Below are 26,211 nucleotides of genomic sequence, written 5' to 3'. Positions count from 1 at the left end.
TCGTCTCATGTATATGAGTTGGCAGGGTTCGTTTGAGCGGTGCGCTTGTGGTTCGACAACCCAGCGCACCTCCAGTCCCCCGGGAGCGTGCTTCGTGGATGCCGTCGCCGTCTCAGCTTCGAAGCGGTGCAAGTCCTGTCGCGGGCGCGGACGTAAGACCGTCCGCTCTCGTCGCCTGGTCGTGGTCCGCTCTTCGACTACGCGAGAACCGGCGACGCGTGTCGTGTCCTGCACGGCTTGCCGGGGGACCGGAACGAGTTCTTGAGGCTCACGCGCGAAGGATCACGGCCGGATGGACTCGCGGCCACGATCACGACCGCTCACAGACAGCAGACCCCCGCGACGCGGGCTAGGCATCCGGGGGCGCGGACAACCTGATTGAGGCAGGCTGACGTGAGAGACCTTATCGCCCTGATTCGGGCGCTGGTGACTCTGATCCAACCGAAGCAACGCGGCAGGCACCACCGGACCGGGCCCCGGCCGTTCGAGGCACCCACACCGCCCCGGGCGGAGCTGCTGCCCGCTCCGGAACCCATCGTCATGGACGGTGGAGATCCCCGGGCCTACGTGCTCCCTCGCCCCTACTACACGCACTGGGAACGCGAGCGAACCGCTCGCCGCGAACGGGACCAGCGAGGGATCGAACTGCTGATCCGGATGGCGCGACCCGCTCCCGCCTTCGATGACATGGCTGAGCTGCGTGACCTGGTGCGCACGGCGGTCGCGATGGGTGTGGGGCGGTCATGACCGAGAACCAACCCGTCATGCTCAACGACCGGGACAGCCTCGACGCGTGGGCTCGCGCCCGGGGCGTGCGAGTGCGTGTGGCCTCCGAGGAATGGGACTCAATCACCTACGAGGCCGTAGCGGAGTCCCCGGACGGTAGCCGATTGGTCCGCCAGGTGCGCTTCGAGCTCCCCCCGGTGGAGGCCCTTCGCCGCCTTCGTCGAACGTTCGTGGTCGGCATGTGGCACAACGTGAAGGGCTCGACCTGTAACCACGTTCGGCGGGTCGTCCCCCCGGTGATATCAGCCAGCGGTGAGGACCTGGCCAACAGCGTCGCCCTCGTCGCCCGTGCGCAGGTGGAGGAGGAACGCCGCGACGTCTGTGGCGCCACGGTCACCAACCTCCGCGTGTACACGGTTCAGCGCTGTCTCAACTGGAGGCCCTTCTAGACCCCGCACGCCCCGGACGCCTCTCTGTCATCCACTTCGCGCACCCGGGGCGTGCGGCTCCTCCCTCCACGGCGACGTGTCCCATCACGGACTTACCGCCGTTTCCGCTGGCCTCCTGAGCGACCCCGGGTCCTGACAGGAGCCAGCGGTCAAAGTAGGCTGCTTGTCCACACGAGTACTAGAGTCACCAGGTGATTGACATGGCGAGCTTGGAGTATGCCCCTCCCAAGTATGTGCAGATCGTTCACGCGATCCAGGAGCGCATCGAGGACGGCACATACCCGGTGGGGGACATGCTTCCCTCCGAGTCTCGGATGGTGCGTGAGTTCGGCGCGGGCCGTTCCACAGTGGTCCGGGCTCTTCAGATTCTGAGCATGCAAGGGTGGATCGAACGTGAACACGGGCGCGGGTCGTTCGTTCGCGGGGTTCCTCGATCCACGGCTGAGCGCTCCCATGCGGGAGCAAGCGCGTTCGACTCCTCCGAGGACGCCAAGACCAGCCGGATCATCAAGGCCGGACGTGTCTCCGCTCCGACAGCGATCACGATTGCACTGGGATTGCCGGACGGCTCACCGGCCGTCATGCGTCGGCGCCTGGTCCTCGTTGACGGCGAACCGAGTGAACTCGTCACCCTGTGGTTCCCCCTCGACGTGGCGTCCGGTACGGATGTCGGGGGTGACGACATGATCAGCATCGGCGTCCGTGAGCACCTACAGATGGTCAAACAGCTTCGCCCCGCGACCATCAACGAACGCCTCTCCGCCAGACTGGCCACGGGTGAGGAAACCGAAGCGCTTCGCCTGGACGAGGGGACCCCCGTCCTGGGCATCATCGCGCGTGTCCTCGACGGGTCCGGGGATGTGATCGCCGTGACTGACGTTGTGCTCCCCGGTGACCTGCACGAGCTTGAGGACACCTACCCGGCGACGTAGACACTCGCCCCTCTGACCACTCATCCACTTGTCTGATCAAGTTGAGTTGGCTAGAGTGCAACTTACTTGACCGAACAAGTGGTCAAGCGGATATCTGATGAGGAGACAACCATGGCTATTCAGGGTGCGTTGCCGGTGGAGTTCGGAACCGTGTTTCCGCACGGGGCCTTCGCTCTGGGGGTGGAGGCGATCACGGACTTCGAGACCAAGCGTCCCCAGTTGGACAAGGACTCGGGCCTGCCGTTGTGGGCGGTGGACGTGATCGACGCCGACCCCGAAGCGCGGGGCAAGGCCAAGTCGGTCAAGGTCAAGGTCGCCGCCCAGGTGTGCCCGACGCTGCCGGACGAGGTCCCGGGGCTGCCGTTCCGCCCGATCGAGTTCGAACAGATGGCGGTCATGCCCTACGTGGACGACAACGGTCGCCGCCCCCGGGTGGCGTACTCCCTGCGGGCGCGGGGCGTGAAGGCTCCCGGCGCCGCTGGTGGTCGTCGCTCCCAGACCAAGGACGCCGCCTGAGGCGTGCATGAAGCGGGGCGGCCTGGTGCGCCAACACCTGAGCCGCCCCTGATCCCCTCGGAAGCTTCCCAACTTTCACAAGAGGTGTCTTCAAGTATGTCCGATTACCCCACCGACCTGTCCGGGCTCTCCGGCGCACGGCTGGTCCGGCTCTTCCTCCAAGCGGTGGACACCCCCCGCACCACCCCTGGTGAGTGGGCGGAGTTCTTCGACTTCAAGGCCCGTGTGTTCGCGCTCATCGCGGAGCGGGACGGCAACCCCGACGCGGCCAAGGCCGCCGAGCGTGCTCGCACGAACCGGGACCGGGTCCTCAGCGAAATCACGGACAGGGGTGAGAAGTGATGCCGTCCAAGGTGGGTGCCACTCAGACGTCCCCGACGTTGCCGTCTCCGGCCCAGGGTGTGCGGTGGACAACCCCGATCGTGGAAACCCCGGGGATCGTCGTGCTCTCCTCGTGGATGTGGCGGCTGGTGCGGTTCCTGGTGACGCTGCCGTTCCGGTTCCCCGTCATGGTCGGCTCCCTGGTCTCCTCCGCTGCGGCGTGGTGGTGGTTCGGCTGGTTGGGCCTGGCCGTGCTGTGGGCAACCGCCTCGGTGGCCGCGCTGGTGTGGTGGCGTGTCTGGCCGGACTCGTTCCGGGTCTGCGTCCCCCTGCGCCTGTTGGCGTGGTGGCGGCACGTGGTGGTCTACCGCCGGCACTGGCAACCCGTCCTGGTCATCTCCGGGCTGGCCGAGTCCTACCAGGAACGCCGCTACCTGCCCCGCATCCGCCGTGTCTCCTGCACCTCCTGGGCCGACCGGGTCCGGGTGACCCTCGTGGCCGGGACCTCCCCGGTCGACTTCGAAACCCGAGTGTCTGAGCTGGCGCACGGGTTCGGCGCTCCCTCGTGTCGTGTGGTGGTGGAGGGGCCGCGCAAGATCACCCTGGAGTTCCCCCGACACGACACGTTGGCCGAACCCCTCGACGCCTTCGACGTTCCGGACGAGGTGGACCTGTCCGCGCTGCCGGTCGGTGTCACCGAGGACGGTTCCGAGTGGCTGCTTCGCCTGCACGGGACGCATGTCCTGGTGGCTGGGGTGACCGGTGCGGGGAAGGGGTCGGTGATCTGGTCCGCCATCCGCGCGACCCTGCCCGCTGTCTCCGAGGGGATCGCGCAGGTGTGGGCGATCGACCCCAAACGGATGGAGCTGTCCTACGGGCGGTCGTTGTTCGCCCGGTACGCCGATGACGGCGAATCCGCGGTGGCCGTCCTGGAATCAGCGGTGGCCGACATGCAGGACCGGGCACGACGCTACGCCGGACGCCAACGCTCCCACACCCCCACCACGGCCGACCCGTTCGTTCTGGTGGTCCTCGATGAGGTGGCGTTCCTGACCGCCTACCACCCCGACCGCGACGTCCGCCGCCGCGCGGAGAACGCCATAGCCACCCTCACCTCGCAGGGGCGTTCGGTCGGGTTCGCGGTCCTGGCCGCTCTCCAGGATCCGCGCAAGGAGGTGATGAACCTGCGCAACCTGTTCCCGGACAAGGTCGCTCTCCGTCTGGATGAGGCGTCCCAGGTCGACATGATCCTCGGCGAGGGCGCCCGAGACCGGGGAGCGAACGCGCATCTGATCGACCCTGGCCTTCCCGGGGTGGGCTACGTCCGCATGGAGGGCTCCCCAGCACCGGTCCGGGTCCGGGCGGCGTACGTGTCCGACGACGACATCACCGCCATGACTGAACGCTACGGCGCGGCCTCCTCTTCGGATGGAGGGGCGTCATGATCGCGCAATCTGTGCTTTCGCCATGTGAGCACGAGCATCGCGAACGTGCCCAGACAGCACACGCCAATCCAGACCAACATCGCGGCCTCGTTGCCATAGATGATCAGCAGCATCGAGATCACAAACGGCGCAATGCCGAGGACTCTTACGAACCAGTGGGGTCTAGCCATGAAGAATCCCTAGATCGACTGCGGGTGGGTCTACGGGGTGGATTCCTCCTCTGGACTCTGGGTGGCCTGGTGTTCCAGGTACTCGCGCATCGAGCGCCGGTACTCGCGGGTGTCTCGGATCAGGAACCACAAGAACAGCACCCAGACGAGGGGCAGGACCTTCCACCGGCCGTCCTCGAAGACCCACATGTGCCACCCCAGGAAGGGGATGAAGACCAGGAACCCAATCCAGTGGAAAATCATGCCGGTCCTCGGTCTTTGCGGCTGCATGCGATGGGGGCCTCCCGCTCTGTGATCGTGGGGGTGGGTTGATGCCGACGCCTACCGGTAAGTCGACCCGCGCCGAACGGCTCGCGCAACCCCTGGCCCGCGAGGTCGCCGAACAGGTCGCCGCCGACCACGGGGTGTGCATCCGTCCGGTCTCCCTTCGACGCACCGACATCACCACCGGTGCCACCGAGATCATCGACGTCCCGTGCGGGTCCACCCTCGAATCCCGCTGCCCCGCCTGCGCTCGACGCAAACGGTCCCTGCGCCGGACTCAGTGTGAGGAGGGGTGGCACCTGGCCTCTGAACCCGTGGTGGAGCCCGACCCGCCCTCCGAGACGCAACGCTCCTGGGTGGAACAGCGGGCCGTGGTCACCACCGAACGGGATCGGCTGGCCGCGTCGGGGGATGCCTCGGCTGACGAGGTGGCTCGCCTGGACTCGGTCATCTCGGACCTGGACGAGGAGATCACCGCCTCCGGGCTACGGGGCTCGGTCACCCGCTCGGGCTCCTCGTCGTCGGGGTCGCGTCGGGTCCGCTCCACCAAGCGACGTCAGGACGTGCCCGACCTTCCCAAGCGGCCCATGACCAGGAAGACAGTCGGGCGGGCCTACACGGATCCGAACACGGGTCGGGTGTTCCGTCCGTCGCTGTTCATCACGCTCACGCTCGACTCCTACGGCCGGGTTCGTTCGGACGGGACCCCGGTGGATCCGTCCACGTATGACTATCGGCGGGCTGCCCGGGACGCCCTGCACTTCTCCAAGCTGGTCGATCGGTTCGTGCAGAACCTGCGACGGGTGGCCGGGTTCGATGTGCAGTACTTCGCGGCCGTGGAACCGCAACGGCGGTTGGCTCCGCATCTGCACATGGCCACCAGGGGGACGATTCCCCGGGCCGAGCTGCGCCAGATCGCCGCCGCCACCTACCACCAGGTGTGGTGGCCTCCGGCCGACCAGGTCGTCTACGAGGGTGACCGGCTACCCATCTGGGATGAATCGACAGGTGCCTATGTCGACCCGTCGACCGGCGAACTCCTCCCCACCTGGGAACAGGCGCTGGACGCTCTGGACGAGGATCCCGACGCTGAGCCCCACCACGTGGTGCGGTTCGGCCGACAGGTCGACGCCAAAGGCGTGGTTGCGGGCTCGGCGGACGCTGACCGGTGCGTCCGGTACCTCGCGAAGTACCTCACCAAGGACATCGCCGAGTGCCACGAGGTCGAAACCCTCTCCCAGGAACAGCACGTGGACCGACTCCTGGACGCACTCCGATTCGAACCGTGCTCGCCCCGGTGCGCGAACTGGCTCCGCTACGGCATCCAGCCCCAGGACACCAAGGCGGGGCTCCGTCCCGGGTTCTGCCGGTCCAAGGCGCACCGCCGCGAACACCTGGGCTACGCCGGACGGCGGGTCCTGGTCTCTCGGAAGTGGTCGGGCAAGACCCTCGCCGATCACAAGGCGGACCGGCTGGCCTGGGTCCTGGACGCGCTGGGGATCAACCCGAACAACGAGGGCCAAGAGGACGAGAACGATCCCCGATCACCTGTCCTGGCCTCGGTCAACTCCGGCCGATTCGCCTGGGAACTGGCTAGACCCACCGATCCGGACGTCGCTCCCCGCGAACGCCGACTACTCCGGGCGGTTGGTGAATCCCTCAAACGCCGCGCCCAACTGGAGGCTGCCCGCCAGAACGATCTTTCGGCAACGCACGAGACGAGGGCCGCATGACCCCCACGACAACCACTCAGACCGCCCCACAGCCCCGGCCAGCATCGGCGCTGTGGTCGGTCAAGGACACGGCCGCCTACCTCGGTGTTCCAGCCAAGACGCTCTATGAGTGGCGGTACAAGGGCGACGGCCCGCCTTCTCACCGAGTTGGCCGGTACGTGCGCTACCTCCCGGATGAGGTCCACGCCTGGGTCCGATCCCAGTAACCCCCTACCCCTGGAAGGAAGCTCTCTGATGGCTCGCGCGTGGGTCTACGACCGCACGAAAGACAAGGCGTACAACGAGGCGGTGAAGAAGGCTAAGGCAGCCAAGCGAACACCGCCCGCCCGCTGGATGGTCCGCTACTACGACCCCTCCGGCCGGATCAAGAGCGGCGGAACCTTCAAGAAGAAGCCGGACGCCGAGAAGCGACAGACCGAGATCGAGAACAGCCTCCACGAAGGCTCTTACCGCAACCCCAACGACGGCAAGGCCACCTTCGGGGAACAGGCCGAGAAGTGGCTCATCACCCGCACCGACATCAAGCGGTCCACCTGGTGGAAGTACCGGGGCCTGCTGGACCTGTACCTCCTCCCCCGGTGGGGCGAGATCCCTCTTTCGACAATCCACACCGAGGACATCGCCGTCTGGATCGCGGAGATGCAGAAGCCGCGGGAGGAAGGCGGCTCGAACCTCGGGGCCTCCCAGACCCGGCACGTGCACAGCGTCCTGTCCATGGTCCTGGGCTGGTGCGTCCCCCGCCGCATCCCCTTCAACCCGGCCAAGGGCGTCCCGCTCCCCAAACCGTCCGAGGCCGAACACGTCTACCTCGACCACGTCCAAGTGGAACGGCTCGCGAACGCCGCCGCGTCCCTGCGCACCGCCTACGACCAGGTGGCGGCAGGCGCTCGGATCAATCGACCGCTCATCCTCCTGCTCTCCTACACGGGCCTGCGCTTCAACGAGGCCGCCGCCCTCCGCGTCGGCAGGGTGGATCTGAAGGGGCGCCGGATCCGGATCACGACCGCCTTCGCTGAGGTGGAAGGCACGTTGGTCGAGCAGTCTCCCAAGACGGGCAAGAGCCGCACGGTCCCCATCCCGCCGTCCCTGGTCCCCGAGCTGGCGCCCCTGGTCGACGGGCGGCCGGATGACGCCCTGGTGTTCGCCACCAAGCGGGGTGCGCCCCTACGCCTGCGCAACTGGCGACGGCGCGAGTTCGACAAGGCCGTGAGGGACGCTGAGTTCGACGGTCTGGGCCTGACTCCGCACAAGCTGCGCCACACCGCCGCGTCGCTCGCCATCGCAGCCGGGGCGGACGTGAAGGTCGTGCAAGCCATGCTCGGCCACGCCACCGCGACCATGACCCTCGACCGGTACGGGCACCTGTTCCCCGACCGCCTGGACGAGGTCGCCGAAGCGATGGACGCCGCCCGGGTCCTGGCGCTCGCCCCCGCCGCGTGACCCCGGATCCGGGAACCGACCCCGGACACGCGAAAGGCCGGTTGCTCCGAACCATGTGCACTGAATGTGCACCGGCCCGGACCAACCGGCCTTCGCTACCTCTACCGGCCCTACGCTCACCTGCGTGAACGTCGGCCTCGTGCGGTGGAGGAGGGATTTGAACCCTCGAAGGGTTGCCCCTTACCCGCTTTCGAGGCGGGCGCCATCGGCCACTAGGCGACTCCACCGAGAGGAACTCTACCGGATACGGCGGCGTGCGAAAAACCGGGAGAGCAGATCGGAGCACCGTTCGGCGACATCCTCGCTGACCAGATCCGGCGGAAGAACCTCCGGACGGTGGTTGAGCCGGGGGTCGCGCACCACGTCCCACACCGACCCGACCGCCCCCGCCTTGGCGTCACGCGCCCCGTAGACCAGCCCGTCCACCCGCGACAGCACCAGTGCCCCCGCGCACATCGTGCACGGCTCCAGTGTGACGACCAGCGTGCAGCCGCTCAGCCGCCACTCACCGCGCGCACGCGCCGCGGCCCGGAGCGCCAACACCTCGGCGTGCGCCGTGGGGTCCCCGGTCGCCTCACGCTCGTTGTGGCCCGCGCCCAGGACGGAGCCGTCGGCGTCGAGCACCACGGCGCCCACGGGGACGTCATCCGTCTCCAGGGCCCGTTCGCCCTCCGCGATCGCCAACCGCAGCGCGGCGTCCGCGGCCTCCCTGGCGATCACCCGGTCACAACCGCATGCCGTCGAGGAGGTCGCCGAACCCGGCGCGCTCGGCCACGACCGCCAGCACGTCGCTCGGCAGGACGCCCCCTCCGGTGGACAGCGAGCGGAGCTCGTCCTCGGTCACCCCGAGGTCGGTGAGCAGGTCGCCGTCCCCGGTCGGCACCGGGTTGGGGCGTGCCCCCGCGCTCTCCGGCGGCTGGGGTTCGACGAGTCCGCCCGTCTCGGCCAGCACCATCGCCAGCGGGTGGTCGTGCACCACCCGGGCGTCGGACAGGTAGACCCGGGGGTCACCGCTCTCCTCGGCCCGAACGATGGCGAACCACTCGTCATCGGCCTCCAGGAGCAGGAGAGCGAGGTCGCTCCCCCGCTCGACCGCGAAGTCGATCATCAGGTCCGTGACGTCGTCGATCAGGTCCACGGCCCCGAGATCCACCTCGGTTCCCCGCCACGCCTTCCCGTTGGGAGCGAAGACAGCTGCGAAGGTCGACACCTCGTGCTCTCCTGTTCTCCGTGGTGGTCCTCCCGGTCTGCCCTACCCCATACCGTCCAGGACACGCTGGAAGGACTGCGCGAATCCCAGGCGTTCGGACACGCTGGCCAGCACCTCGTCCGGATAGAGGTCGAGGTCTCCGGCGAGTGCGCCCAGTTCCATCTCGTCCAACCCCAGGTCGGAGACGATCGACAGGTCACCGGCGGGCAGCACCTGGTCGAGATCGTCGTCGTCGGGCAGGTCGATGTCCAGGTAGTCGAGCACGTCGCGCGCCACCTGCCAGTCGACCGAGGCGGTCACGTCCGAGAGGAACAGCGAGACCTCCTCGCCGTAGACCCGGGCGATGATGAAGAAGTCGTCTCCGACCGCCACGAGCCCGAGGGAACCGCTGATGCTCGGCTGCTGTCGGAGCGCGTGGAGCAGACCCTTGAGGTCGTGTGTGAGGGCCACCGGGAGCAGGTCGACGTCCCAGCAGTCCTCTTCCCTGTACGCGACGGCCGCGAAGTCACCCGAGTCGTCGTCGCCATGATCGAGCACTGTCATCGTCACCCCAACCCGGCTGGTGTATCGGTGCGGGCGAAGGAACGCCCGACCGCCCGTGCGAGTGCCATGGTAACGATCACTTCCGTTCCGGGGTCGCCCTTGTCACCCGTCAACGCGCCCCACGTTCTCACGAGAACCGGTTCCCCGCTCACCCGTCGGTGCCCTGCGCCCGACCCAGACCGCGTTTCGGGTGCGGCCGGCGGCCGCGAAGGGCGACGGGGCCGGCGATCGGATCCCCGTCCGGGGTGGTACGCACGGTTAGACTCGGGCTGACCGAAACCTCCCCAACCATCATCCCGTTATCCCAGCTCAACCGGAGAACGCTTTGGAAACCCTGGTCGTCGACCACCCCTTGGTCGCGCACAAGCTGACCACCCTGCGCGACGTGCGGACCGACTCCCCGACCTTCCGGCGCCTGACCGACGAGCTGGTGACCCTGCTCGCCTACGAGGCGACACGGGACGTGCGGGTGACCGACGTCACCATCCGGACTCCGCTCGTGGAGACCACGGGGGTGCAGCTGTCGCGCCCCACGCCGCTCGTGGTGCCCATCCTCCGGGCCGGCCTGGGCATGCTCGACGGCATGACCCGCCTGCTGCCGACGGCCGAGGTGGGCTTCCTGGGCATGGCGCGCGACGAGGAGACCCTCCAGCCCGCCACGTACGCCGACCGCCTGCCGCAGGACCTGTCCGGACGGCAGTGCTACGTGCTCGACCCGATGCTGGCCACGGGCGGCACACTGGCGGCGGCACTCAAGCTGCTGGTGGACCGCGGCGCCGACCACATCACCGCGATCTGCCTGCTCTCCGCCCCCGAGGGCCTCCGGGCCGTGGAGCGCAAGCTGACCGAAACCCTCGACCCCGACCACGGCGCGACCCTGCGCGTGGTGACGGCGGCGGTGGACGAACGCCTCGACGAGAACGGCTTCATCCTTCCCGGTCTGGGCGATGCCGGGGACCGACTGTACGGCTGCGCCTGACCTCGGAGCCCACGGACCACACACGCCGCACAAGGTGTCAGCACCCAGCCGGACCACCGGTTGGGTGCTTTTTGGTTCTTTTAGGCATGGAGTGAATGAACAGCCGAAAATCGGGCAGAGACACCATGGCGCCGCGTCACCCCTGCTGGTGATCGAGCGTCACGCAACCGACGACACGGCTTTGCGTCAGCCGAATTCGTTTTGAGATGGGAACGTGACAGATGAGAGTGATCATGGTTCCTGACTGCCAGTAACCTCCGCGACCTCCCGCCCGAAACCATCAACCGGGCAAGGTCCGACCACCGCTCTCACCGCCCGTTTCCGACGGACGGTTCACGCACCCCCACGGCGACTACCCAAAGCCCCCGGCCGACCACGCTTTGCCATCCACCCCCACGACCCTCAAGGAGTGAGATGCCCGAGACCTCCGCCTCCACGACCACCCAGCTCACCCTGGACCCGCACTACGGCCCCGTTGTCAGCCGGCTGGCGTCGGAGTTCTCGGGGGTGCACCACACCGCGACCGTCAACCGCTGTGTGGACGCGGCCAGACACGGGGCCCAGGACGTGACCGGCTCGGCCACACCCGACCTCGTGGAACGGATCGCCCGGCAGCACCTCCAGGTCCTGGCCCTGGCCTTCGCCGAACAGCGCTAGGGGCTGCCGCCCCGGCCCGGCTCCGCGGCGACACCTGTTCCGGACCGTCAACCCCAGGGTTACCAACACCACCGGAACCGGACAGAGCCCGCAAGTGTCGAACGGCCGACATACCGCCACGCCGAGGGTGCGCTCCAGGCTTTACGGGCATGATTGTCGATGGAACAATCACTGCTGGGTCGGTGGGTCAGGTGGATTCCAAAGGGAGTCAGTCGTGGCGAAGTTGAAGAAATGGGGCGGCTACGCGCTCATCGGTTTCGTGGCGTTTTATCTGCTCACGCAACCGGAAAGCGCCGCCGGAGTGATCCAGAGCGCCCTGGGCGGCCTGATGGGCGGCGCGGAGTCCATGTCCCGCTTCGTCAACGCACTGCTGCCGTAGTGGGGAGTTGGGTCGGGTTCCATGCGGCTCGTAGCGTCGAGTAACAGCGCTCCTGCGTCGGTCAACCGCTACCTCCTGCCACACGAGCAGGACGTGGTGACCATCAGGCGCCATCCCGCGGTCCTCATCGGACCGGTCGGAGCCGTCCTCGGCGCACTGATCGCCGCGGGGATCCTCAGCAACACGTCGATCGCCGCCAACAGCGCGGCACTGGCAATCATCTGGTGGCTGTGGCTGCTGGTGCTGGTGTGGTTCGTCTGGCGCGTCGCCGAGTGGTCCGTCGACTACTTCGTCATCACGTCGGCCCGTCTGCTGCTGACGACGGGGCTGATCACACGGCAGGTCAACATGATGCCGCTGGGCAAGGTCACCGACATGAGGTTCGAGCGGACCCTGCTGGGACGCTTCCTCGGCTACGGCACCTTCGTGATGGAGTCCGCGGGTCAGGACCAGGCGTTGAGCAAGATCAACTTCATTCCCTACCCGGAACAGCTCTACCTGGAGGTCGTGGGGCTGATCTTCAAGGAGTAGCCCGAACACACCAGAGGAAGACGTCTGGCACCCACCGTCGCGGTGGGTGCCCTTCGCGTTTTCCGGGCCCCTCCACCCTCCCCGACCCGTGCGGCGCCGCCGGTTCGACCTTTGTTCACCTTCTGTTCACCTTGCTTCGGCGCCACAGTCCCCTATCTCACATCGCCGCCCCCAGGACACCGGCGAGAACCGGCGGAAACCCCTCCCGAGCTGGCATGACGCGGCGGCGGCAGATCGAACCGGCACCGCCGCACGGAGCAGCAGGACCCTCCGGGCAGGCCTCCACAACGAATAAGAATTGACTCTTAGGTGAACATAGGGTTAACTCGTTCCATCTGATACGGAAACGAGGAGGGTCTCATGGCACGCAGGACAGAACGTGCGCCGCACCCCGCTCGCTCCACGACCAGCCGCCGGCGCACGCGCACCGCGCCCGGGACCCGACAGCGCCTGACGAGCAGGCCCACGTGCGTCCCACAGCCGCGCGAGGACGCCGACACCACCACGTCGCGACACCCGATCATGCACTGGGTGCTGGTCACCGACGAGAACGGCCGGACCCGCCCCGAGGCGCGCTGGCTCTGACGAGCCCGCCCCGGGAACCAGGCGGACACGACCGCCGACCGGACCACGAACGCGCGAAGGGCCGCCCCTCGGGGCGGCCCTTCGTCGTGCCGGAACGTGATCCGCCCCCGCACGCGCCACCCGGACCCGCCCCTCCACGGGGCGGCGAAGCGCTTTGTCGACAAATCGGCTTAGCCGTTAATGGAGATTTGACTGTCCTGAAGTGGACCGAGAGAGCCCTCCAGAGAGTGACACCCGTCTCACTCCCCTCGCGTTGACGCCAAACGAGACGAGACGTATCGTCTTGCGTCATGAGGCTGATCTAGTTCCCGACATCCCGCGCCAGACGCCCACGTTCCGAGCACGTACGCACGCTGTCCAGCGGTGCGGCTCCGTCGGCGTCGTCGAACCGCGGTCGGTCGGGGAGGCCTCAGCGATCTCGTCGCCTCGGACCCACACACACCTGTGGTGATCGTGTGCTCCTGTCCGAAACCCCGTCGCACGGGCATCCCCACCGATCCGCGGCCCCGCCCGTACCAGGCCCACACCACGGATCAGGAGGCCCGTCTTGCCCACCGCCCCACACCCGGCCACATCCCAGCTCCGCCTCACCGAGGTCACCAGGCGGTACGGGGACCACATGGTCCTCGACCGCGCGAACCTCACCATCAGCCCGGGCGAACGCGTCGGCGTCATCGGCGACAACGGCTCGGGCAAGAGCACGCTCCTGCGGCTGCTCGCCGGGGTGGAGGAACCCGACAACGGGGAGCTCGCCGTCAGCGCACCGGGCGGTGTCGGATACCTGCCGCAGACCCTGGACGGAGTCTGCGGCGGGGTCTGGACCGGAACCGTCGCGGACGCCGTCGACTCCGCGCTGTCCGTCCTGCGCGACCTGGAGTCACGCATCCGCGACGCGGAGGCCGCGCTCGGCTCCGCCACCCCCGACGCGTTGGCGGCCTACGGCGACCTCGTCGCCGAGTTCGAGGCGCGCGGAGGCTACGACGCCGACGCCCGCGTCGACGCGGGCCTCCACGGACTGGGGCTGCCCGGCCTGGAACGCGACCGCCCGTTGCGTACGCTCTCCGGCGGGGAGCGCTCGCGACTGGCCCTGGCCGCGATGCTGGCGGCCTCACCCGAGCTCCTGCTGCTCGACGAGCCCACCAACGACCTCGACGACCGAGCGGTCGCCTGGCTGGAGGCGCGGCTCCGACGGCACCGGGGCACGGTCGTGGCCGTCACACACGACCGCGCCTTCCTGGCGGGGGTGACCACCACCGTCCTGGAGGTCGACCACGACACGCGTCGGCTCCACCGGTACGGCAACGGCTACGACGGCTTCCTCACCGCCAAGGCCGCCGCGAGGGCCCGGTGGATCCGCGAGTACGAGGAGTGGACGGCGCACGTCGCCCGCCAGCGCCGGCTCGCGGACACCAACGCCCAGCGCCTCGACGGTATCCCCCGCAGGATGGCCAAGGCCGCCTTCGGGCACGGCGCGTTCAGGCTCCGGGGCCGCGACCACGGAGCCCGGAGCCGGATCCGCATCGCGAAGGAGCGGCTGCACCGGTTGGCGGAGAACCCGGTGGCGCCGCCGCCGGTACCGCTCAGGATGACCGCCGACCTCACCGCCGCCGAGCCGGGCGGCGCTCCCGCCGCCGTCCTGGAGGGGGTGTCGGTCGGCCAGCGGATCCACGTGCCGCGCCTGGAGCTGACCCGGGGAGAGCGTGTCCTGGTCACCGGGCCGAACGGAGCGGGCAAGAGCACGCTCCTGCGGTTGCTGGCCGGGGAACTGTCCCCCGACGCGGGGACGGTGACCGTACCCGGACACGTCGGCCACCTGCGGCAGGACGAGGTGCCCGCGGCCGCCGCCACCACGGTCCTGGGCGCCTACGCGTCGGGGCGCCCGGGCCACCCGGACGAGTACCGGGACGAACTCGCCGCACTCGGGCTCCTGCGCCCGGAGGACCTGGACCGACCGGCCGCAGAGCTCTCCGTCGGGCAGCGGCGCCGGATCGAGGTGGCCCGGCTGGCGTCGGACGCCCACGACCTGCTGCTGCTGGACGAGCCGACCAACCACCTCTCCCCCGGACTGGTGGAGGACCTGGAGGAGGCGCTCACCCGCTACACCGGGGCGCTGGTGGTCGTCACGCACGACCGCCGGACGCGTTCCCGCTTCACCGGGCGGCGGCTGGAACTCCGGGAGGGGGCGATCATCGGCGACTCTCACTCGGAGTAATGTCGACGTGACTCTTTGTCGATAAATCGGCTTGGCTATAAATCGAGACAGAGACCAGCCGATATCCCGGGGGCGTGACCCGGCCGGACCGCCTCGCCCGGAACCCGACCGGGCCCCGGCCTGCGGGCTCCTACCCGGGCGCCATGTCGACGAAGCGACTGTAGTGGCCCTGGAAGGCCACGGTCACGTCGGCGGTGGGGCCGTTGCGGTGCTTGGCCACGATGATGTCCGCCTCGCCCGCCCGCGGGGACTCCTGGTCGTAGGCGTCCTCGCGGTACAGGAGGATCACCATGTCCGCATCCTGCTCGATCGACCCGGACTCGCGCAGGTCGGACACCTGCGGGCGCTTGTCCGTCCTCTGCTCGGGACCGCGGTTGAGCTGCGAGAGCGCGATGACCGGAACCTCCAGCTCCTTGGCCAGGAGCTTGAGGGACCGGGACATCTCGGAGACCTCCTGCTGACGGCTCTCCACCCGGCCCGGCGTGGACATCAGCTGGAGGTAGTCGACCACGACGAGCTTGAGGTCGTGCTGCTGCTTGAGCCGCCGGCACTTGGCCCGGATCTCCATCATCGACATGTTCGGCGAGTCGTCGATGAACAGCGGGGCGCTGGCCACCTCGCCCATCCGGCGGGCCAGGCGGGTCCAGTCGTCGTCGGTCATCTGACCCGAGCGCATGGTGTGCAGGGCCACGCGCGCCTCGGCCGAGAGCAGGCGCATGACGATCTCGTTGCGCCCCATCTCCAGGCTGAAGAAGACCGAGGTCATGTCGTGTTTGATCGACGCCGCCCGGGCGAAGTCCAGGGCCAGGGTCGAGTTGTGGGTGGGGATCATGGACCTGGTCGCCAGGAACAGGTGATCCGGGTGGTCCACCTGGATGCAGCGGACCGGGACGCTCTCCACCCGGCGCACGTCGGTGATGAACCTGGAGTCGGTCCGACGGTACCGTCGTCCCTCGCCCCGCTCGCGGTGCGCCGCCCGCCTGCGTTCGGTCCCGAAGACCCCGCGTCGGGAAGCGAACGTGATCGTGTGGCGGGCGGAGGAGCGCTCACCGCGTCCACCGACCCGCCTGGCGAACATCCCCGTGCGACAACCGAGGCTGTGCGCCAGCTCGCGGAAACCGTTCGCGAGGCGCTCGTCGGTGACGGAGAACTGCACCGCACCGTCGGCGTCCACACCGCCGCCGCCGTCCAGCAGCCCGGCCAGGAGGGCCCGGCGTTGCCGCAGCGAAGCGCGCAGGTACACGTCCGGGATGTGCCTGTCACCGAGGACACCGATCGTGCGGAGGAGGGCCGCGACGCTGCCGTGGTCGGCGCACGTTCGTTCGACGGATGCGGGGTCCTCCTCCGGCAGGAACACCCCGTAGGTGGTTCCGGTGGACCCCACCGGCTTGGTCACCAGGCCCTCGGCCTCGATATTGACGAGGACCTCGGGGTCGGCGGTGGTGACGCGCGCCGCCGCCGAGACTCCGCCGCCCAACCACACCCCCAGGAAGTACGGCGGAAGCGGCAGCTCCCTCTCCGGAAGGTCCAGGGGGGCGGCGTTGGACACCGAGTGGTTCGGTCCCCGGTCGGCTGTCTCCGGGCGCAGCGTCCGCTCGATCTCCCGGGTCGTGCGCACGGCGGGCAGCACACGGGAGGTCGCCTCACCCCGGCTCCGCGCCTCCTGCGCGGCCCGTCGGGAGGCCCGTGTGTCCGTCAACCACTGGTGCTCGGCATCGGCGACGACCGTCGTTCCGTCGTCGAACGTGACCTCGTAGCACGGCCGGTCGACCATCACGTCGGTGGCGGCGACCACCCGGGTGGGCGTGCCGTCGGCGGCGAGCACCTCGTCTCCGACCTCCACCTGGCCCATCGTGGCCCACCCCTGGGGGGTGGGGACCGGGGTGTCCAGCGCCAGGGCCTTACCCATGGCCGGACGGGCGGCGATGATGATCATCTGGCCGGGGTGGAGGCCGTTGGTCAGGGCGTCGAAGTCGGCGAAGCCCGTGGGCACACCGGTGAGCGTGCCGTCCTGGGCGCCGATCGCCTCGATCTCGTCCAGGGCCCCGGGCATGACGTCGCCGAGGATGACGTAGTCCTCGCCCGTGCGTTTCTCCGCGACCTTGTACACCTCGGCCTGGGCGTGGTCCACGAGGTCGTCCACCTCGCCGTCCCCCGCGTACCCGATCTGGGCGATCCGGGTGCCGACCTCGACCAGGCGGCGCAGGACGGCGCGGTCGGAGACGATCTTGGCGTAGTAGCCCGCGTTGGCGGCGGTCGGAATGGCCTCGGTCAGCGTGTGCAGGTAGGTGGCGCCGCCGACGCGGGTGGCCTCGCCGCGCTTGGTCAGTTCGGCGTTGACGGAGATGGCGTCGACCGGTTCACCGCGGGAGAAGAGGTCCACGACGCAGTCGTAGATGATCTGGTGCGCCGGGCGGTAGAAGTCCGCGGACCGGATGATCTCCACGACCTGGGTGATGGCGTCCTTGGAGAGCAGCATGCCGCCGAGCACACTCTGCTCCGCCTGGATGTCGTGCGGGGGTGTGCGCTCGTATCCGCCTGTCTCGGGCGGTGGCTCGGCAACACTCACGAACTCTCTCCCAGGGACGTGCCTCGTGTCGGGTCCGGACGCGGACCGACCTCTCCAGCATGCCGTATGGCCGGGAGCGGGGACGCCGCGGAGCGGGTTGTGTACCCGTCCTTTACCACCGTCTCCGGGGCCCTGCGGGGCATCCGGGGCAGAGGTTGTGCACATCACCTGTGGATAACTATCCCCACATCCATACATACCGGCTTCCACCTGCGAAAACACAGCGTCGCCCCAGACGTGAAAGATGTCTCACGACCCCCGTTTCCACAAGTTATCCACAGGCTTCGGAGGGGTTGTGGACAACCTCTCAACGGCCATCGAACGCCTGTCCGGTACTGTGGCGGGGTCATGCCGAAACTCCTCTCGGCGGCCCCGTTCCGCCACCGCCACGACCGCGAGATCCTCGCTCTGGCGATCCCCACCTTCTTCGCCCTCGTCAGCGAGCCGCTGTTCCTGCTGACCGACACGGCGATCGTCGGCACCCTGGGGACCCACGCGCTCGGCGCGCTGGGGGTGGCGGGCCAGGTGCTCCTCACACTGGTCGCCGTGTGCGTCTTCCTCGCCTACGGCACGACCGCGGCGGTCGCCCGGAGGTTCGGCGCGGGGGACGTGTCCGGGGGCGTCCGGGACGGCGTCGACGGCCTCTGGCTGGCGATCCTGCTCGGCGCGGCCGCCGTCGCGATCGGTTGGCCGCTCGGGCCGGTGCTCGTCGACCTGCTGGGCGCCTCGGCGGACGTCCGCCCGTACGCGCTCACCTACCTGCGGATCAGTCTGCTGAGTACACCGTTCCTGCTGATCGTCATGGCGGGGACCGGAGTTCTGCGCGGGCTCCAGGACGCCCGGACGCCCCTGGTGGTCGCGGTCGCGTCGTACGTGGGGAACGCGGCGCTGTGCGCGGTGTTCGTGCTGGTGCTCGACTGGGGGATCGCGGGTTCGGCCTGGTCGACGGTGATCGCGCAGGGGGGCGGGGCGTTCTGGTACGTGGCGACGATCGCCCGCGCCGCACGTCGCGAGCGTGTGTCCCTGGCACCCTGCCTGGGCGGGCTGCGCTCCGCCGCCTCGGCCGGGTTCGCACTGTTCCTACGCAGCGTGTCGATGCGGGTGGTGGCCCTGGTGACCACGGCCGTCGCCGCGCGGCTCGGCGACGAGCCGATCGCCGCCCACCAGGTCGGCTACAACGTGTGGGCGCTGCTCGTGTTCGCGATGGACGCGATCGCCATCGCCGGTCAGTCGATCGTCGGCCGGTACCTGGGGGCCGGGGACGTGCCCGGCACCCGCGACGCGACCCGGCGCATGGTCGAGTGGGGTGTCCTGCTCGGACTGGTGTTCATGGTGCTGGTGTTCGCCGTGCTGCCCTGGGCCCCGATCCCGTTCACCGCCGACCCCGAGGTTCGCGCCCTCATCACGGCCACGCTCGTGATCGCCGCCCTCCTGCAACCCCTGAGCGGGGTGACCATGGTCCTGGACGGCGTGCTCATGGGCGCCGGGGACCAGCGCTACCTGGCGTGGGCGTCACTCTGGACGATGCTGGCCTTCCTGCCGTTCGCCCTGCTGCTGCCCCGTCTGGCCAACGATGACCTGTGGGGGCTGGTCGGCCTGTGGACGGCGTTCGCGGTGTGGATCCTCGCCCGCGCGGTCACACTCGGCGTCCGTGCACGCGGCACGGCCTGGCTGGTCACCGGAGCGACCCGCCGCTGAGGCCCGGTGAGGAACCCCGCGCGCCCGGTGCAAGGGTCAGGTTCCGGACGCGCGGGTGTCCACCCTCCTTTGTAGCCGCCCCGCGGGACGTTTCCGAACGGACCCGGACCACGTGCACCGACCGCCGTCATCAGGTCGGCGGGACCGCACGGGGTGTTCCGGGCCGCCCGGCGCGATCGCTCCGCCCAGGTTCCGCTCCCGCGGGCGGCGAGGAGGGGGAACCCGCGCTCGGCCGCGGGGAGGCCGCTCATCGCCCGGGGCTCCCGTGGGGCTCCCTGCCACCGCGGGTACACGTGCCCGTCGACACCGGCTCCGGGTCCTCGGCCCGCCCGGGTGAGTCCACCCCGTATCCACACGTCGACAAGGCGACGAAGCGCGATCACCACAAGTCGACGAGCGCCGGGAGCCCGGGGTGGGGGATGTCCCCGGCCCCCGAAGGGTCCGCCCGGTTCAGGGGGCGGTCAGGCGGGCACGTCGAGCTCCCCCAGGGCCGGACCGTGGTAGAAGGGCATGGCCCGCTCCCCGCTGGGGGTCGGCGGGTAGCTGGGCAGCTCCTCCAGCGTCAGTTCGGTACCGGCGACGCGGCTCAGGTGCCGCAGCTTCTCCCGCAGGCTGGACGCCACGTCCCTGCGCAGTTCGGGCAGCATCGAGTACAGCTTGTCGCCCGGGCACGCGGTCGAGTTGAAGTCCCGGTGGCCGACGATCGCGTCGGCCGGGTTGAGCTGGTAGACCAGACACAGCCAGGTACACGTCTCCACCAACGCCTCCATCAGCTTCCCCGGCGGTTTGGCCGAGCTGTAGAGGCCCTCGTTCTCGATGCCGACCGTGTGCGAGTTGTGGTTGGCGGTGTGCGCCCCGATCACGTGTCCGCCGTCCCAGATCGACGGGAGCGACCTGTCCCGCCCCTCCATGATGTAGCCGCCCCGGCTGATCGTCAGCTGCTGACCGGTGTCGTTCCACCCGTTGTTGTCCATGTGGTGGCGCTGGATCGCCCGGGACAGCGCCGCGGCGTGCGACTTCGACATGTCGGACGTGTTCGGTGTGGCCGTGTGGTGCACGACGATGTGGGTCGGCGGGTGGTCGAGGATGTCGACCGGCGCCTTGGGCCGCCGGGCGCCCCAGTCGGACCGCTTGTACACCTTGGGCCGCACCGCGGCGATGGCCGTGTCCGTCGCGGACACGGCCATCGTTCCCCCGAGCAGTACTCCCCCGGTGGCCAGGGCGGCCCCTCGGAGCATGGTTCTGCGGTCCACGAACGGTGGATGGCCAGGGGTGGGTCGTCTGTGAACGGACATGGTTCGGTGTCCTCTCCGTGCGGGGTGTCACTATGCGTGATACCAACACAGAGAACACGATAAGTTACAATGAGTAACCAAAGAGTGCGTTCCGGTTCCTTGGCGTGTCTCGGGAAAACCACGCGTGACACGTTCACGAAAACGCGGATGCCCCGCCTCTCCGATGGAGAAGCGGGGCACCGACGAGTCGGACGGATCGGCTCAGATGCCGACGACGTCCAGCTTGATCTGCGCGGAGACCTCGGAGTGCAGGCGAACCTGGACCTTGTGGGCACCGGCGGACTTGATCGGGTTCTTGATCTCGATCCGGCGCTTGTCCAGCTCGGGACCGCCGGAGGCCTTCACGGCCTCGACGATGTCCGCGGGCTTGACGGCACCGAACAGACGACCGCCCTCACCGGCGCGCTGCTTGAGACGCACGGTGAGCGCACCGACCTGGCCGGCGACCTGACGGGCCTCGTCCAGGCTGCGGATGTCCCGCGCCGAACGCGCCCGCTGGATCAGGTCGATCTGCTTCTGACCGCCGCGCGTCCACCGGATGGCGAACCCGCGGGGCAGCAGGTAGTTGCGGCCGTAGCCGTTCTTCACCTCGACGACGTCGCCGGGGGCTCCGAGACCGTTGACCTCGTGGGTCAGGATCAGCTTCACGACAAAAACCTCCCTCGGAAAATCCCGGCTAGCGAGCGGTGCTGGTGTAGGGCAGCAGGGCCACCTCGCGCGCGTTCTTGATCGCGGTCGCGACGTCGCGCTGGTGCTGGGTGCAGTTACCCGTGACGCGGCGGGCGCGGATCTTGCCGCGCTCGGAGATGAACTTACGGAGAAGCGTGGTGTCCTTGTAGTCGATGTAGGACTGCTTCTCCTGGCAGAAAAGGCAAACCTTCTTCTTGGGCTTGCGAGCCGCCGGCTTGGCCATCGTGGTGCTCCTTCGCAAGAGCCCCGGGGTCCTCCCGGGGATGGTCTGTGACAAGTGCATGGTGACTCGGTGCCCTCGGGCGGGCACCGGGCCGGGTGCGGGTGCGGACGGTTAGAACGGCGGTTCGTCGGAGAAGCCTCCGCCGCCGCCACCACCGAAACCGCCACCGCCGTTGGTCGCCCACGGATCGTCGGCCGGCGGACGGCCGCCCTGGCCGCCCTGCTGGCCGCCGCCGAAGCCGCCGCCCTGGTTCCCGTAGCCGCCGCCCTGGGGCTGGCCGCCACCGAAACCGCCACCGCCTCCGCCGCCGAAGCCGCCACCGCCCTGGCGCTGCGTCTTGGTCACCTTGGCGGTGGCGCTGCGCAGGGCCGGGCCGACCTCGTCGACGTCGATCTCGAAGACGGTCCGCTTCTCGCCCTCACGGGTCTCGTACGAGCGCTGCTTCAGCCTGCCCTGCACGATGACGCGCATGCCGCGCTGAAGGGACTCGGCCACGTTCTCCGCGTACTGCCGCCAGACGGTGCAGGTGAGGAACATGGACTCGCCGTCCTTCCACTCACCCGACTGACGGTCGAAGGTGCGCGGCGTGGACGCCACACGGAAGTTGGCGACCGCGGCTCCGCTGGGCGTGAAGCGCAGTTCAGGGTCGTCGACGAGGTTGCCGACGAGCGTGATCTGGGTTTCGCCTGCCATGGATCGGCTCCGGTTCGAGATAGTCGGATCAGGCGGGGTCGCCTGCTCCCCCGATCATCCGTGCCGGTAGTGACACAACGGACGTTTCGGGGCGGGGGGCGCGGGCGTGGACGCCCTGTTAGTGGACCTCGGGCCGGAGGACCTTGGTCCGCAGGACGGACTCGTTGATGCCGAGCTGGCGGTCCAGCTCCTTGACCGTGGCCGGCTTGGCCGTGAGGTCGATGACGGCGTAGATGCCCTCGGCGTTCTTGTCGATGTCGTAGGCGAGACGGCGCTTGCCCCAGATGTCGACCTTCTCGACCGAGCCACCGTCGTTGCGGACGACGGCGAGGAAGTTCTCCAGCGACGGGGCGACGGTGCGCTCGTCGAGGCCGGGCTCGAGGATGACCATGATTTCGTAACGACGCATAGGCGTACGTTCCTCCTCTGGACTGTTGCGGCCATGGAATCTCCATGGCAGGAGGTCAGGAGTCCGGGATCGGTGCCGCTCGCGGGAGCGGGGCACCACGCGGACTCTGAGCCATACGGGAGCCAAGATTACCAGCCGGCACGGACCGGATCGGCGGTGTCGTGGATACCTGTGGACAAGTCGACAAGGAGGCATGGCGGGACCGCGGACACGCGAAGGGCCGGTGCGCGGCGTCGCCGCGCACCGGCCCTCGGTCATGGCCGGACGGTCCGGTCAGTCCTCCCGTGAGGGCAGGATCATGGCGTTGTTGCCGCCACCGCCGCCGTTACCCCCTCCGCCATCCCCGGGGGAGGGGTCGGCCGTGGGGTCCTCGGTCGGGTCCGGGCAGTTCCAGTCGAGGGGACCACTGCAGTCGTCGGTCGGATCGCCCGAGGGGTCGGGTTCCTGGCAGGTGAGGTCCCCGACCGGGCAGTCGCCCGGATCACCGGGGTCCGGGCAGTCCGGGTTGCCGTTCCCGTTCCCGTTGCCGTTTCCGGGCTGGTCCGGGTCGCAGACGTCGTCGTTGCTCGGGTCGTCCGAGGGGTCCTCCGACGGGTCGTCACAGTCCGGGTTGCCGTTCCCGTTCCCGTTGCCGTTCCCGGGCTGGTCCGGGTCGCACGGGTCATCGCTCGGGCTCGGGCTCGGGCTGGGCGCGAAGTTCTGGGTCTCACCGACGTTCGCGCGCTGCGGGAAGTCCTGGACCTCCATCTCCGCCATCGCGTTGTCCATGAAGTGCTTCCACACCAGGGCGGAGGTGGTGCCACCGAAGGTGGCGCTGTTGGGGATGCCCTCGAAGGCCAACTGCCCGCCGTCGAGCCGACTCAGGCTGACCGCTGTGGTCACCTGCGGCGTGTACCCGACGAACCACGTCGACACCGCGTTGCTCGACGTACCCGTCTTGCCCGCCACCGGGCGGCCGTCGGCGAGGGCGGCGCGGCTGCCACCACCGGCCTCGACCACCTGGCGCATCGCGTAGGTGGCGTCGGCGGCGATGGCGGAGCTGATCTCCTCGCTGCCCTGGAGCGCCTCCTCGAACTCCGCGTTCGGCTCCAGCGGGTTCCCGTCACCGTCGCGCACCTCGACGACCATGTGCGCGGGGATGCTGGTGCCCTCGTTGGCGATGGTCGAGTAGGCGTTGGCCTGGTCGTACGTGCTCACGAGGTGGGTGCCCAGGGCGATGAGCGGGGAGGTGGTGGAGGTCTCCGTGTGGCCCGGGTTCACGCCCAGGTCGATCGCCGTCGCCTCGACGTTCTCGGCACCGACCACCTCTGCCGCGTGCACGTAGCTGGTGTTGATGGAGTCGGCCGTGGACTCGATCAGGTTGACCGGGCCGCGGCCCTCCAAGTTGGAGTTGTTCACCTCGCCCACGCCCGCGAACGTCTGCGGCGAGTCGCCGTTGAACGTGGTCTCCAGGCCGATGCCCTGCTTGAGTGCGGTCACGAGCACGTAGGGCTTGTAGGACGACCCGGCCTGGGTGCGGTGGGTCAGGGAGTTCTCCGGGTCCGTCACCACGTCGTCCCCGCCGTGGAACGCGAGGATCCGACCACTCTCGTTGTCGATCGCGGTCAGACCCTCCATGAGCACCGGCTGCTCGAACCCGGACACGGGCGGGAGCGCCTCGTCGAAGGCCAACCGCGCCGCGTCCATGAGGTCGGAGTCGAGCGACGTCTGCACCTGGTAGCCCCCGGTGGCGAGGTCCTGGGCGGTGACCGGGTAGTTGTCGACGACCTCGTTCACCACCTCCTGGCGGACGTAGCCGAACTTGGGGTCGTTGGTCTCCGAGCTTGCCTCGGGGTTGTACTCGATCCGCTCGGGGATCTCCAGGGCCATGGCCTCGTCCTGGGGCAGGCCCCTTTCGCCGCCCGTCGCCTCGTACATCTCCGCGAGCTGACCCTGCATGTAGGGCCAGCGTTCGGTGGTGAGGTACCTGGCCCAGAAGTCGTCGCTGCCCTCCTGGACGTTCTCGAACCTGCTGGGCTGCTGGATGATGAGGCCCAGGAACGCGCCCTCGGCGGGGGTGAGCTCGTCGAGCTCCTTGCCGAAGTACCGTTCGGCGGCCATCTGGATACCCGAGGCACCGCGACCGAAGTAGATCGTGTTCAGGTAGGTCGTGAGGATCTCGTCCTTGGGGACCTGCTGGTCCAGCTTGATCGCGATGAAGATCTCTTTGATCTTGCGGCTGATCGTCTGTTCCGTGCTGAGCTCGTTGCTGTAGTAGTTGCGCGCCATCTGCTGGGTGATGGTGGAGCCGCCGCCCGCGGAACCTCCCGTCACGACGGCACGGCCGATACCCACGATGTTGATGCCGGGGTCCTCGTAGTAGCCGGCCTGCTCGGCGGCGAGCACACCGTTGATGACCGTCTGGGGGATCTCGTCCCTCGTCACCATGATCCGCTGGACCTCACCGGTGGTCACCGCGACCTCCCCGGGCTCGTCCCCCTCACCCGCCCAGAGGATCTGGGTGGCCGAGGGGGGCTCCTCCGCCGCCGCCTCCAACTCCTGGTAGTCGGGTGCCATCGAGTACAGGACCGCGAAGGCGGCCACGCCGCCGATGATCATCAGTCCGCAGAAGGCCAGCAGCGGCTTCCAGGTCTTGGACCAGGCCCGCTTGATCCACGGGCGATCGTCGGGCTCCTCCTCGCGCCCGCGACGACGGCCACCACCGCCGCCGCCGCGCCCGCCGGAACCGCGACCGCCGCGGCCGGGACCGCGGCCACCGCCCTCCGAGCGCGCACCGTGCTCGGGGGCACGGGGGTCACGCGGCCCGTCCGCGCGCCGACGACCGCCGGCGGCACCCGCGGCACCTCCGGCCGCGGCCGCTCCCTCCGGACGACGACGGGGCCGCTCGCCCTCGGGGCGGCGGCGCGGACGGTCCCCGTCCTCCGGGGGCCTGCGCCGGGGCCGCCCGCCGCCCTCCGGGGGGCGGCGGCGCTGCCCCTCGGGGGGCCGCCTGCGGGGACCGCCCTCCGCGCGCGCCGCGTCGGGCTGGGGCCGGGGCCGCCGGGGCCGCTCGGCCGGGCCGTCACCGAAGAAGCCGCCCTCGTCGTCAGGGCGTCGACGTCCGCCCGCGCGTCCGTCCGGAGGCGGGCCGTCCGCCCTGCGCCGTCCACCGCCTCGTGGACCGTCGCCCGGGCCCTCGGCCCTGCGACGGCCGCCATCGGCATTCCGTCGTCGTTCGGTACTCACGTGGTCCTCGATTGCCTCTCACGGCCGATCGGCCTGACGATTCCTGGGTGGAACGGGGGGCGGTCCCCCTGGGGGATCAGTGGTCCGCGACCTGTCCGCGGTGACCGGCGCGGGATCGACCCGATCGGCCGGCCCCGCCGGATGCGCCTGTCGTCGAAGGCTTGTTGGAAGGACGCCCGAACGCGCGCGCGGGTTTTCAACAGGTCGCGATGACGTTGGCCGCTGCTTCCTCCTGATCGTTGGCCTGCGTGGGCTGAGCCCCGTGCCGGTGCCCTACTCCGACAGGACGCCGCCGCGGCGGGGACGGGGTCCGGGGC

27 protein-coding genes and 1 tRNA gene are annotated in these 26,211 nt (G+C 69.3%); 16 read left to right on the top strand and 12 right to left on the bottom strand.

The features are described from left to right. Positions 1-426: 426 nt before the first annotated feature. The 6 genes from ACTVAJ_RS16745 (at position 427) to ACTVAJ_RS16720 (ending at position 4,389) form a co-directional block, all read left to right on the top strand. The gene (locus ACTVAJ_RS16745) at positions 427-747 is read left to right on the top strand and encodes a hypothetical protein (RefSeq protein WP_470389096.1); all 321 of its coding nucleotides are present in this window, start codon (positions 427-429) and stop codon (positions 745-747) included. Then, positions 744-1,175, top strand: coding sequence for a hypothetical protein (locus tag ACTVAJ_RS16740; RefSeq protein WP_470389095.1), 432 nt, complete (start codon positions 744-746; stop codon positions 1,173-1,175). The genes ACTVAJ_RS16745 and ACTVAJ_RS16740 overlap by 4 nt, the downstream gene beginning before the upstream one ends. A gap of 200 nt (positions 1,176-1,375) precedes the next feature. Further along, entirely contained in the window at positions 1,376-2,107 is a 732-nt protein-coding gene (locus ACTVAJ_RS16735) for a GntR family transcriptional regulator (protein WP_470389182.1), read from the top strand. A 111-nt stretch (positions 2,108-2,218) separates the two neighbouring features. Continuing rightward, positions 2,219-2,623 carry a plasmid replication, integration and excision activator gene (locus ACTVAJ_RS16730; RefSeq protein WP_470389094.1) on the top strand — a complete coding sequence of 135 codons (405 nt, stop codon included), beginning with the start codon at positions 2,219-2,221 and terminating at the stop codon, positions 2,621-2,623. 96 nt (positions 2,624-2,719) lie between these two features. Further along, positions 2,720-2,965 (top strand): hypothetical protein, encoded by a 246-nt coding sequence (locus tag ACTVAJ_RS16725; RefSeq protein ID WP_470389093.1) that lies wholly within the window; start codon positions 2,720-2,722, stop codon positions 2,963-2,965. Continuing rightward, entirely contained in the window at positions 2,965-4,389 is a 1,425-nt protein-coding gene (locus ACTVAJ_RS16720; protein ID WP_470389092.1) for a cell division protein FtsK, read from the top strand. Before ACTVAJ_RS16725 ends, ACTVAJ_RS16720 begins: the two co-directional genes overlap by 1 nt. A 200-nt stretch (positions 4,390-4,589) precedes the next feature. Here ACTVAJ_RS16720 and ACTVAJ_RS16715 read toward each other — a convergent pair whose 3' ends face one another. After that, positions 4,590-4,802 carry a hypothetical protein gene (locus ACTVAJ_RS16715; protein ID WP_470389091.1) on the bottom strand — a complete coding sequence of 71 codons (213 nt, stop codon included), beginning with the start codon at positions 4,800-4,802 and terminating at the stop codon, positions 4,590-4,592. Positions 4,803-4,870: 68 nt separating this feature from the next. Between ACTVAJ_RS16715 and ACTVAJ_RS16710 the strand changes: the two genes are divergently transcribed. Genes ACTVAJ_RS16710 through ACTVAJ_RS16700 form a run of 3 tightly spaced genes read left to right on the top strand, consistent with a single transcriptional unit; the run spans position 4,871 to position 7,996 of the window. Next, a complete protein-coding gene (locus ACTVAJ_RS16710) occupies positions 4,871-6,556 on the top strand; it encodes a replication initiator (RefSeq protein WP_470389090.1) in 1,686 nt (561 codons plus the stop codon). Further along, positions 6,553-6,762, top strand: coding sequence for a helix-turn-helix transcriptional regulator (locus tag ACTVAJ_RS16705; protein ID WP_470389089.1), 210 nt, complete (start codon positions 6,553-6,555; stop codon positions 6,760-6,762). The genes ACTVAJ_RS16710 and ACTVAJ_RS16705 overlap by 4 nt, the downstream gene beginning before the upstream one ends. Positions 6,763-6,790: 28 nt before the next feature. Then, positions 6,791-7,996: a tyrosine-type recombinase/integrase gene (locus ACTVAJ_RS16700; protein ID WP_470389088.1), complete on the top strand. Its 1,206-nt coding sequence runs from the start codon at positions 6,791-6,793 to the stop codon at positions 7,994-7,996. Positions 7,997-8,138: 142 nt separating this feature from the next. Here the strand turns inward: ACTVAJ_RS16700 and ACTVAJ_RS16695 are convergent. From ACTVAJ_RS16695 to ACTVAJ_RS16680, 4 genes are all read right to left on the bottom strand, one after another. Then, a tRNA-Ser gene (locus tag ACTVAJ_RS16695) sits at positions 8,139-8,223 on the bottom strand. A gap of 10 nt (positions 8,224-8,233) precedes the next feature. Then, complete coding sequence (locus ACTVAJ_RS16690) at positions 8,234-8,716, bottom strand: nucleoside deaminase (RefSeq protein WP_470389087.1); 483 nt, start codon at positions 8,714-8,716, stop codon at positions 8,234-8,236. Between the two features lie 4 nt (positions 8,717-8,720). Further along, on the bottom strand, positions 8,721-9,206 hold the full coding sequence (locus ACTVAJ_RS16685; protein ID WP_470389086.1) for a tRNA adenosine deaminase-associated protein: 486 nt from the start codon (positions 9,204-9,206) through the stop codon (positions 8,721-8,723). A gap of 42 nt (positions 9,207-9,248) precedes the next feature. Then, the gene (locus ACTVAJ_RS16680) at positions 9,249-9,749 is read right to left on the bottom strand and encodes a tRNA adenosine deaminase-associated protein (protein ID WP_470389085.1); all 501 of its coding nucleotides are present in this window, start codon (positions 9,747-9,749) and stop codon (positions 9,249-9,251) included. 325 nt (positions 9,750-10,074) lie between these two features. Between ACTVAJ_RS16680 and upp the strand changes: the two genes are divergently transcribed. From upp to abc-f, 6 genes are all read left to right on the top strand, one after another. After that, complete coding sequence (upp, locus tag ACTVAJ_RS16675) at positions 10,075-10,728, top strand: uracil phosphoribosyltransferase (protein WP_470389084.1); 654 nt, start codon at positions 10,075-10,077, stop codon at positions 10,726-10,728. A 414-nt stretch (positions 10,729-11,142) separates the two neighbouring features. Continuing rightward, on the top strand, positions 11,143-11,385 hold the full coding sequence (locus ACTVAJ_RS16670) for a hypothetical protein (protein WP_470389083.1): 243 nt from the start codon (positions 11,143-11,145) through the stop codon (positions 11,383-11,385). A gap of 214 nt (positions 11,386-11,599) precedes the next feature. Further along, entirely contained in the window at positions 11,600-11,764 is a 165-nt protein-coding gene (locus ACTVAJ_RS16665; protein WP_170293704.1) for a hypothetical protein, read from the top strand. A 21-nt stretch (positions 11,765-11,785) separates the two neighbouring features. Next, complete coding sequence (locus tag ACTVAJ_RS16660) at positions 11,786-12,295, top strand: PH domain-containing protein (RefSeq protein ID WP_470389082.1); 510 nt, start codon at positions 11,786-11,788, stop codon at positions 12,293-12,295. A 360-nt stretch (positions 12,296-12,655) separates the two neighbouring features. Further along, the gene (locus ACTVAJ_RS16655; protein ID WP_470389081.1) at positions 12,656-12,880 is read left to right on the top strand and encodes a hypothetical protein; all 225 of its coding nucleotides are present in this window, start codon (positions 12,656-12,658) and stop codon (positions 12,878-12,880) included. A gap of 547 nt (positions 12,881-13,427) precedes the next feature. Next, positions 13,428-15,092 carry a ribosomal protection-like ABC-F family protein gene (abc-f, locus tag ACTVAJ_RS16650; protein ID WP_470389080.1) on the top strand — a complete coding sequence of 555 codons (1,665 nt, stop codon included), beginning with the start codon at positions 13,428-13,430 and terminating at the stop codon, positions 15,090-15,092. 130 nt (positions 15,093-15,222) lie between these two features. Here the strand turns inward: abc-f and dnaB are convergent, their stop codons facing one another. Continuing rightward, positions 15,223-17,661 (bottom strand): replicative DNA helicase, encoded by a 2,439-nt coding sequence (gene dnaB / locus ACTVAJ_RS16645; protein ID WP_470389079.1) that lies wholly within the window; start codon positions 17,659-17,661, stop codon positions 15,223-15,225. Positions 17,662-18,009: 348 nt separating this feature from the next. Between dnaB and ACTVAJ_RS16640 the strand changes: the two genes are divergently transcribed. Then, entirely contained in the window at positions 18,010-19,359 is a 1,350-nt protein-coding gene (locus ACTVAJ_RS16640) for an MATE family efflux transporter (protein WP_470389078.1), read from the top strand. A 461-nt stretch (positions 19,360-19,820) separates the two neighbouring features. On the opposite strand, the gene ACTVAJ_RS16635 is transcribed toward ACTVAJ_RS16640, so the two are convergent. The 6 genes from ACTVAJ_RS16635 to ACTVAJ_RS16610 all read right to left on the bottom strand — a co-directional run bounded on the left by ACTVAJ_RS16635 (position 19,821) and on the right by ACTVAJ_RS16610 (position 25,894). Then, a complete protein-coding gene (locus tag ACTVAJ_RS16635; RefSeq protein ID WP_470389077.1) occupies positions 19,821-20,654 on the bottom strand; it encodes a peptidoglycan recognition protein family protein in 834 nt (277 codons plus the stop codon). Positions 20,655-20,855: 201 nt separating this feature from the next. After that, a complete protein-coding gene (rplI, locus tag ACTVAJ_RS16630) occupies positions 20,856-21,302 on the bottom strand; it encodes a 50S ribosomal protein L9 (RefSeq protein WP_470389076.1) in 447 nt (148 codons plus the stop codon). A gap of 28 nt (positions 21,303-21,330) precedes the next feature. Continuing rightward, the gene (rpsR, locus tag ACTVAJ_RS16625) at positions 21,331-21,567 is read right to left on the bottom strand and encodes a 30S ribosomal protein S18 (RefSeq protein ID WP_013155832.1); all 237 of its coding nucleotides are present in this window, start codon (positions 21,565-21,567) and stop codon (positions 21,331-21,333) included. Positions 21,568-21,678: 111 nt separating this feature from the next. After that, complete coding sequence (locus ACTVAJ_RS16620; protein WP_470389075.1) at positions 21,679-22,260, bottom strand: single-stranded DNA-binding protein; 582 nt, start codon at positions 22,258-22,260, stop codon at positions 21,679-21,681. Positions 22,261-22,378: 118 nt separating this feature from the next. Beyond that, positions 22,379-22,669: a 30S ribosomal protein S6 gene (gene rpsF, locus ACTVAJ_RS16615; protein ID WP_470389074.1), complete on the bottom strand. Its 291-nt coding sequence runs from the start codon at positions 22,667-22,669 to the stop codon at positions 22,379-22,381. 273 nt (positions 22,670-22,942) lie between these two features. Then, positions 22,943-25,894, bottom strand: coding sequence for a transglycosylase domain-containing protein (locus tag ACTVAJ_RS16610; protein WP_470389073.1), 2,952 nt, complete (start codon positions 25,892-25,894; stop codon positions 22,943-22,945). Positions 25,895-26,211: the final 317 nt, after the last annotated feature.

This window comes from Nocardiopsis sp. KDC1DS13DA1, from assembly GCF_055632325.1.
Note: the sequence above shows the minus strand (reverse complement) of the source record. Positions and strands in the feature narration are given on the sequence as shown.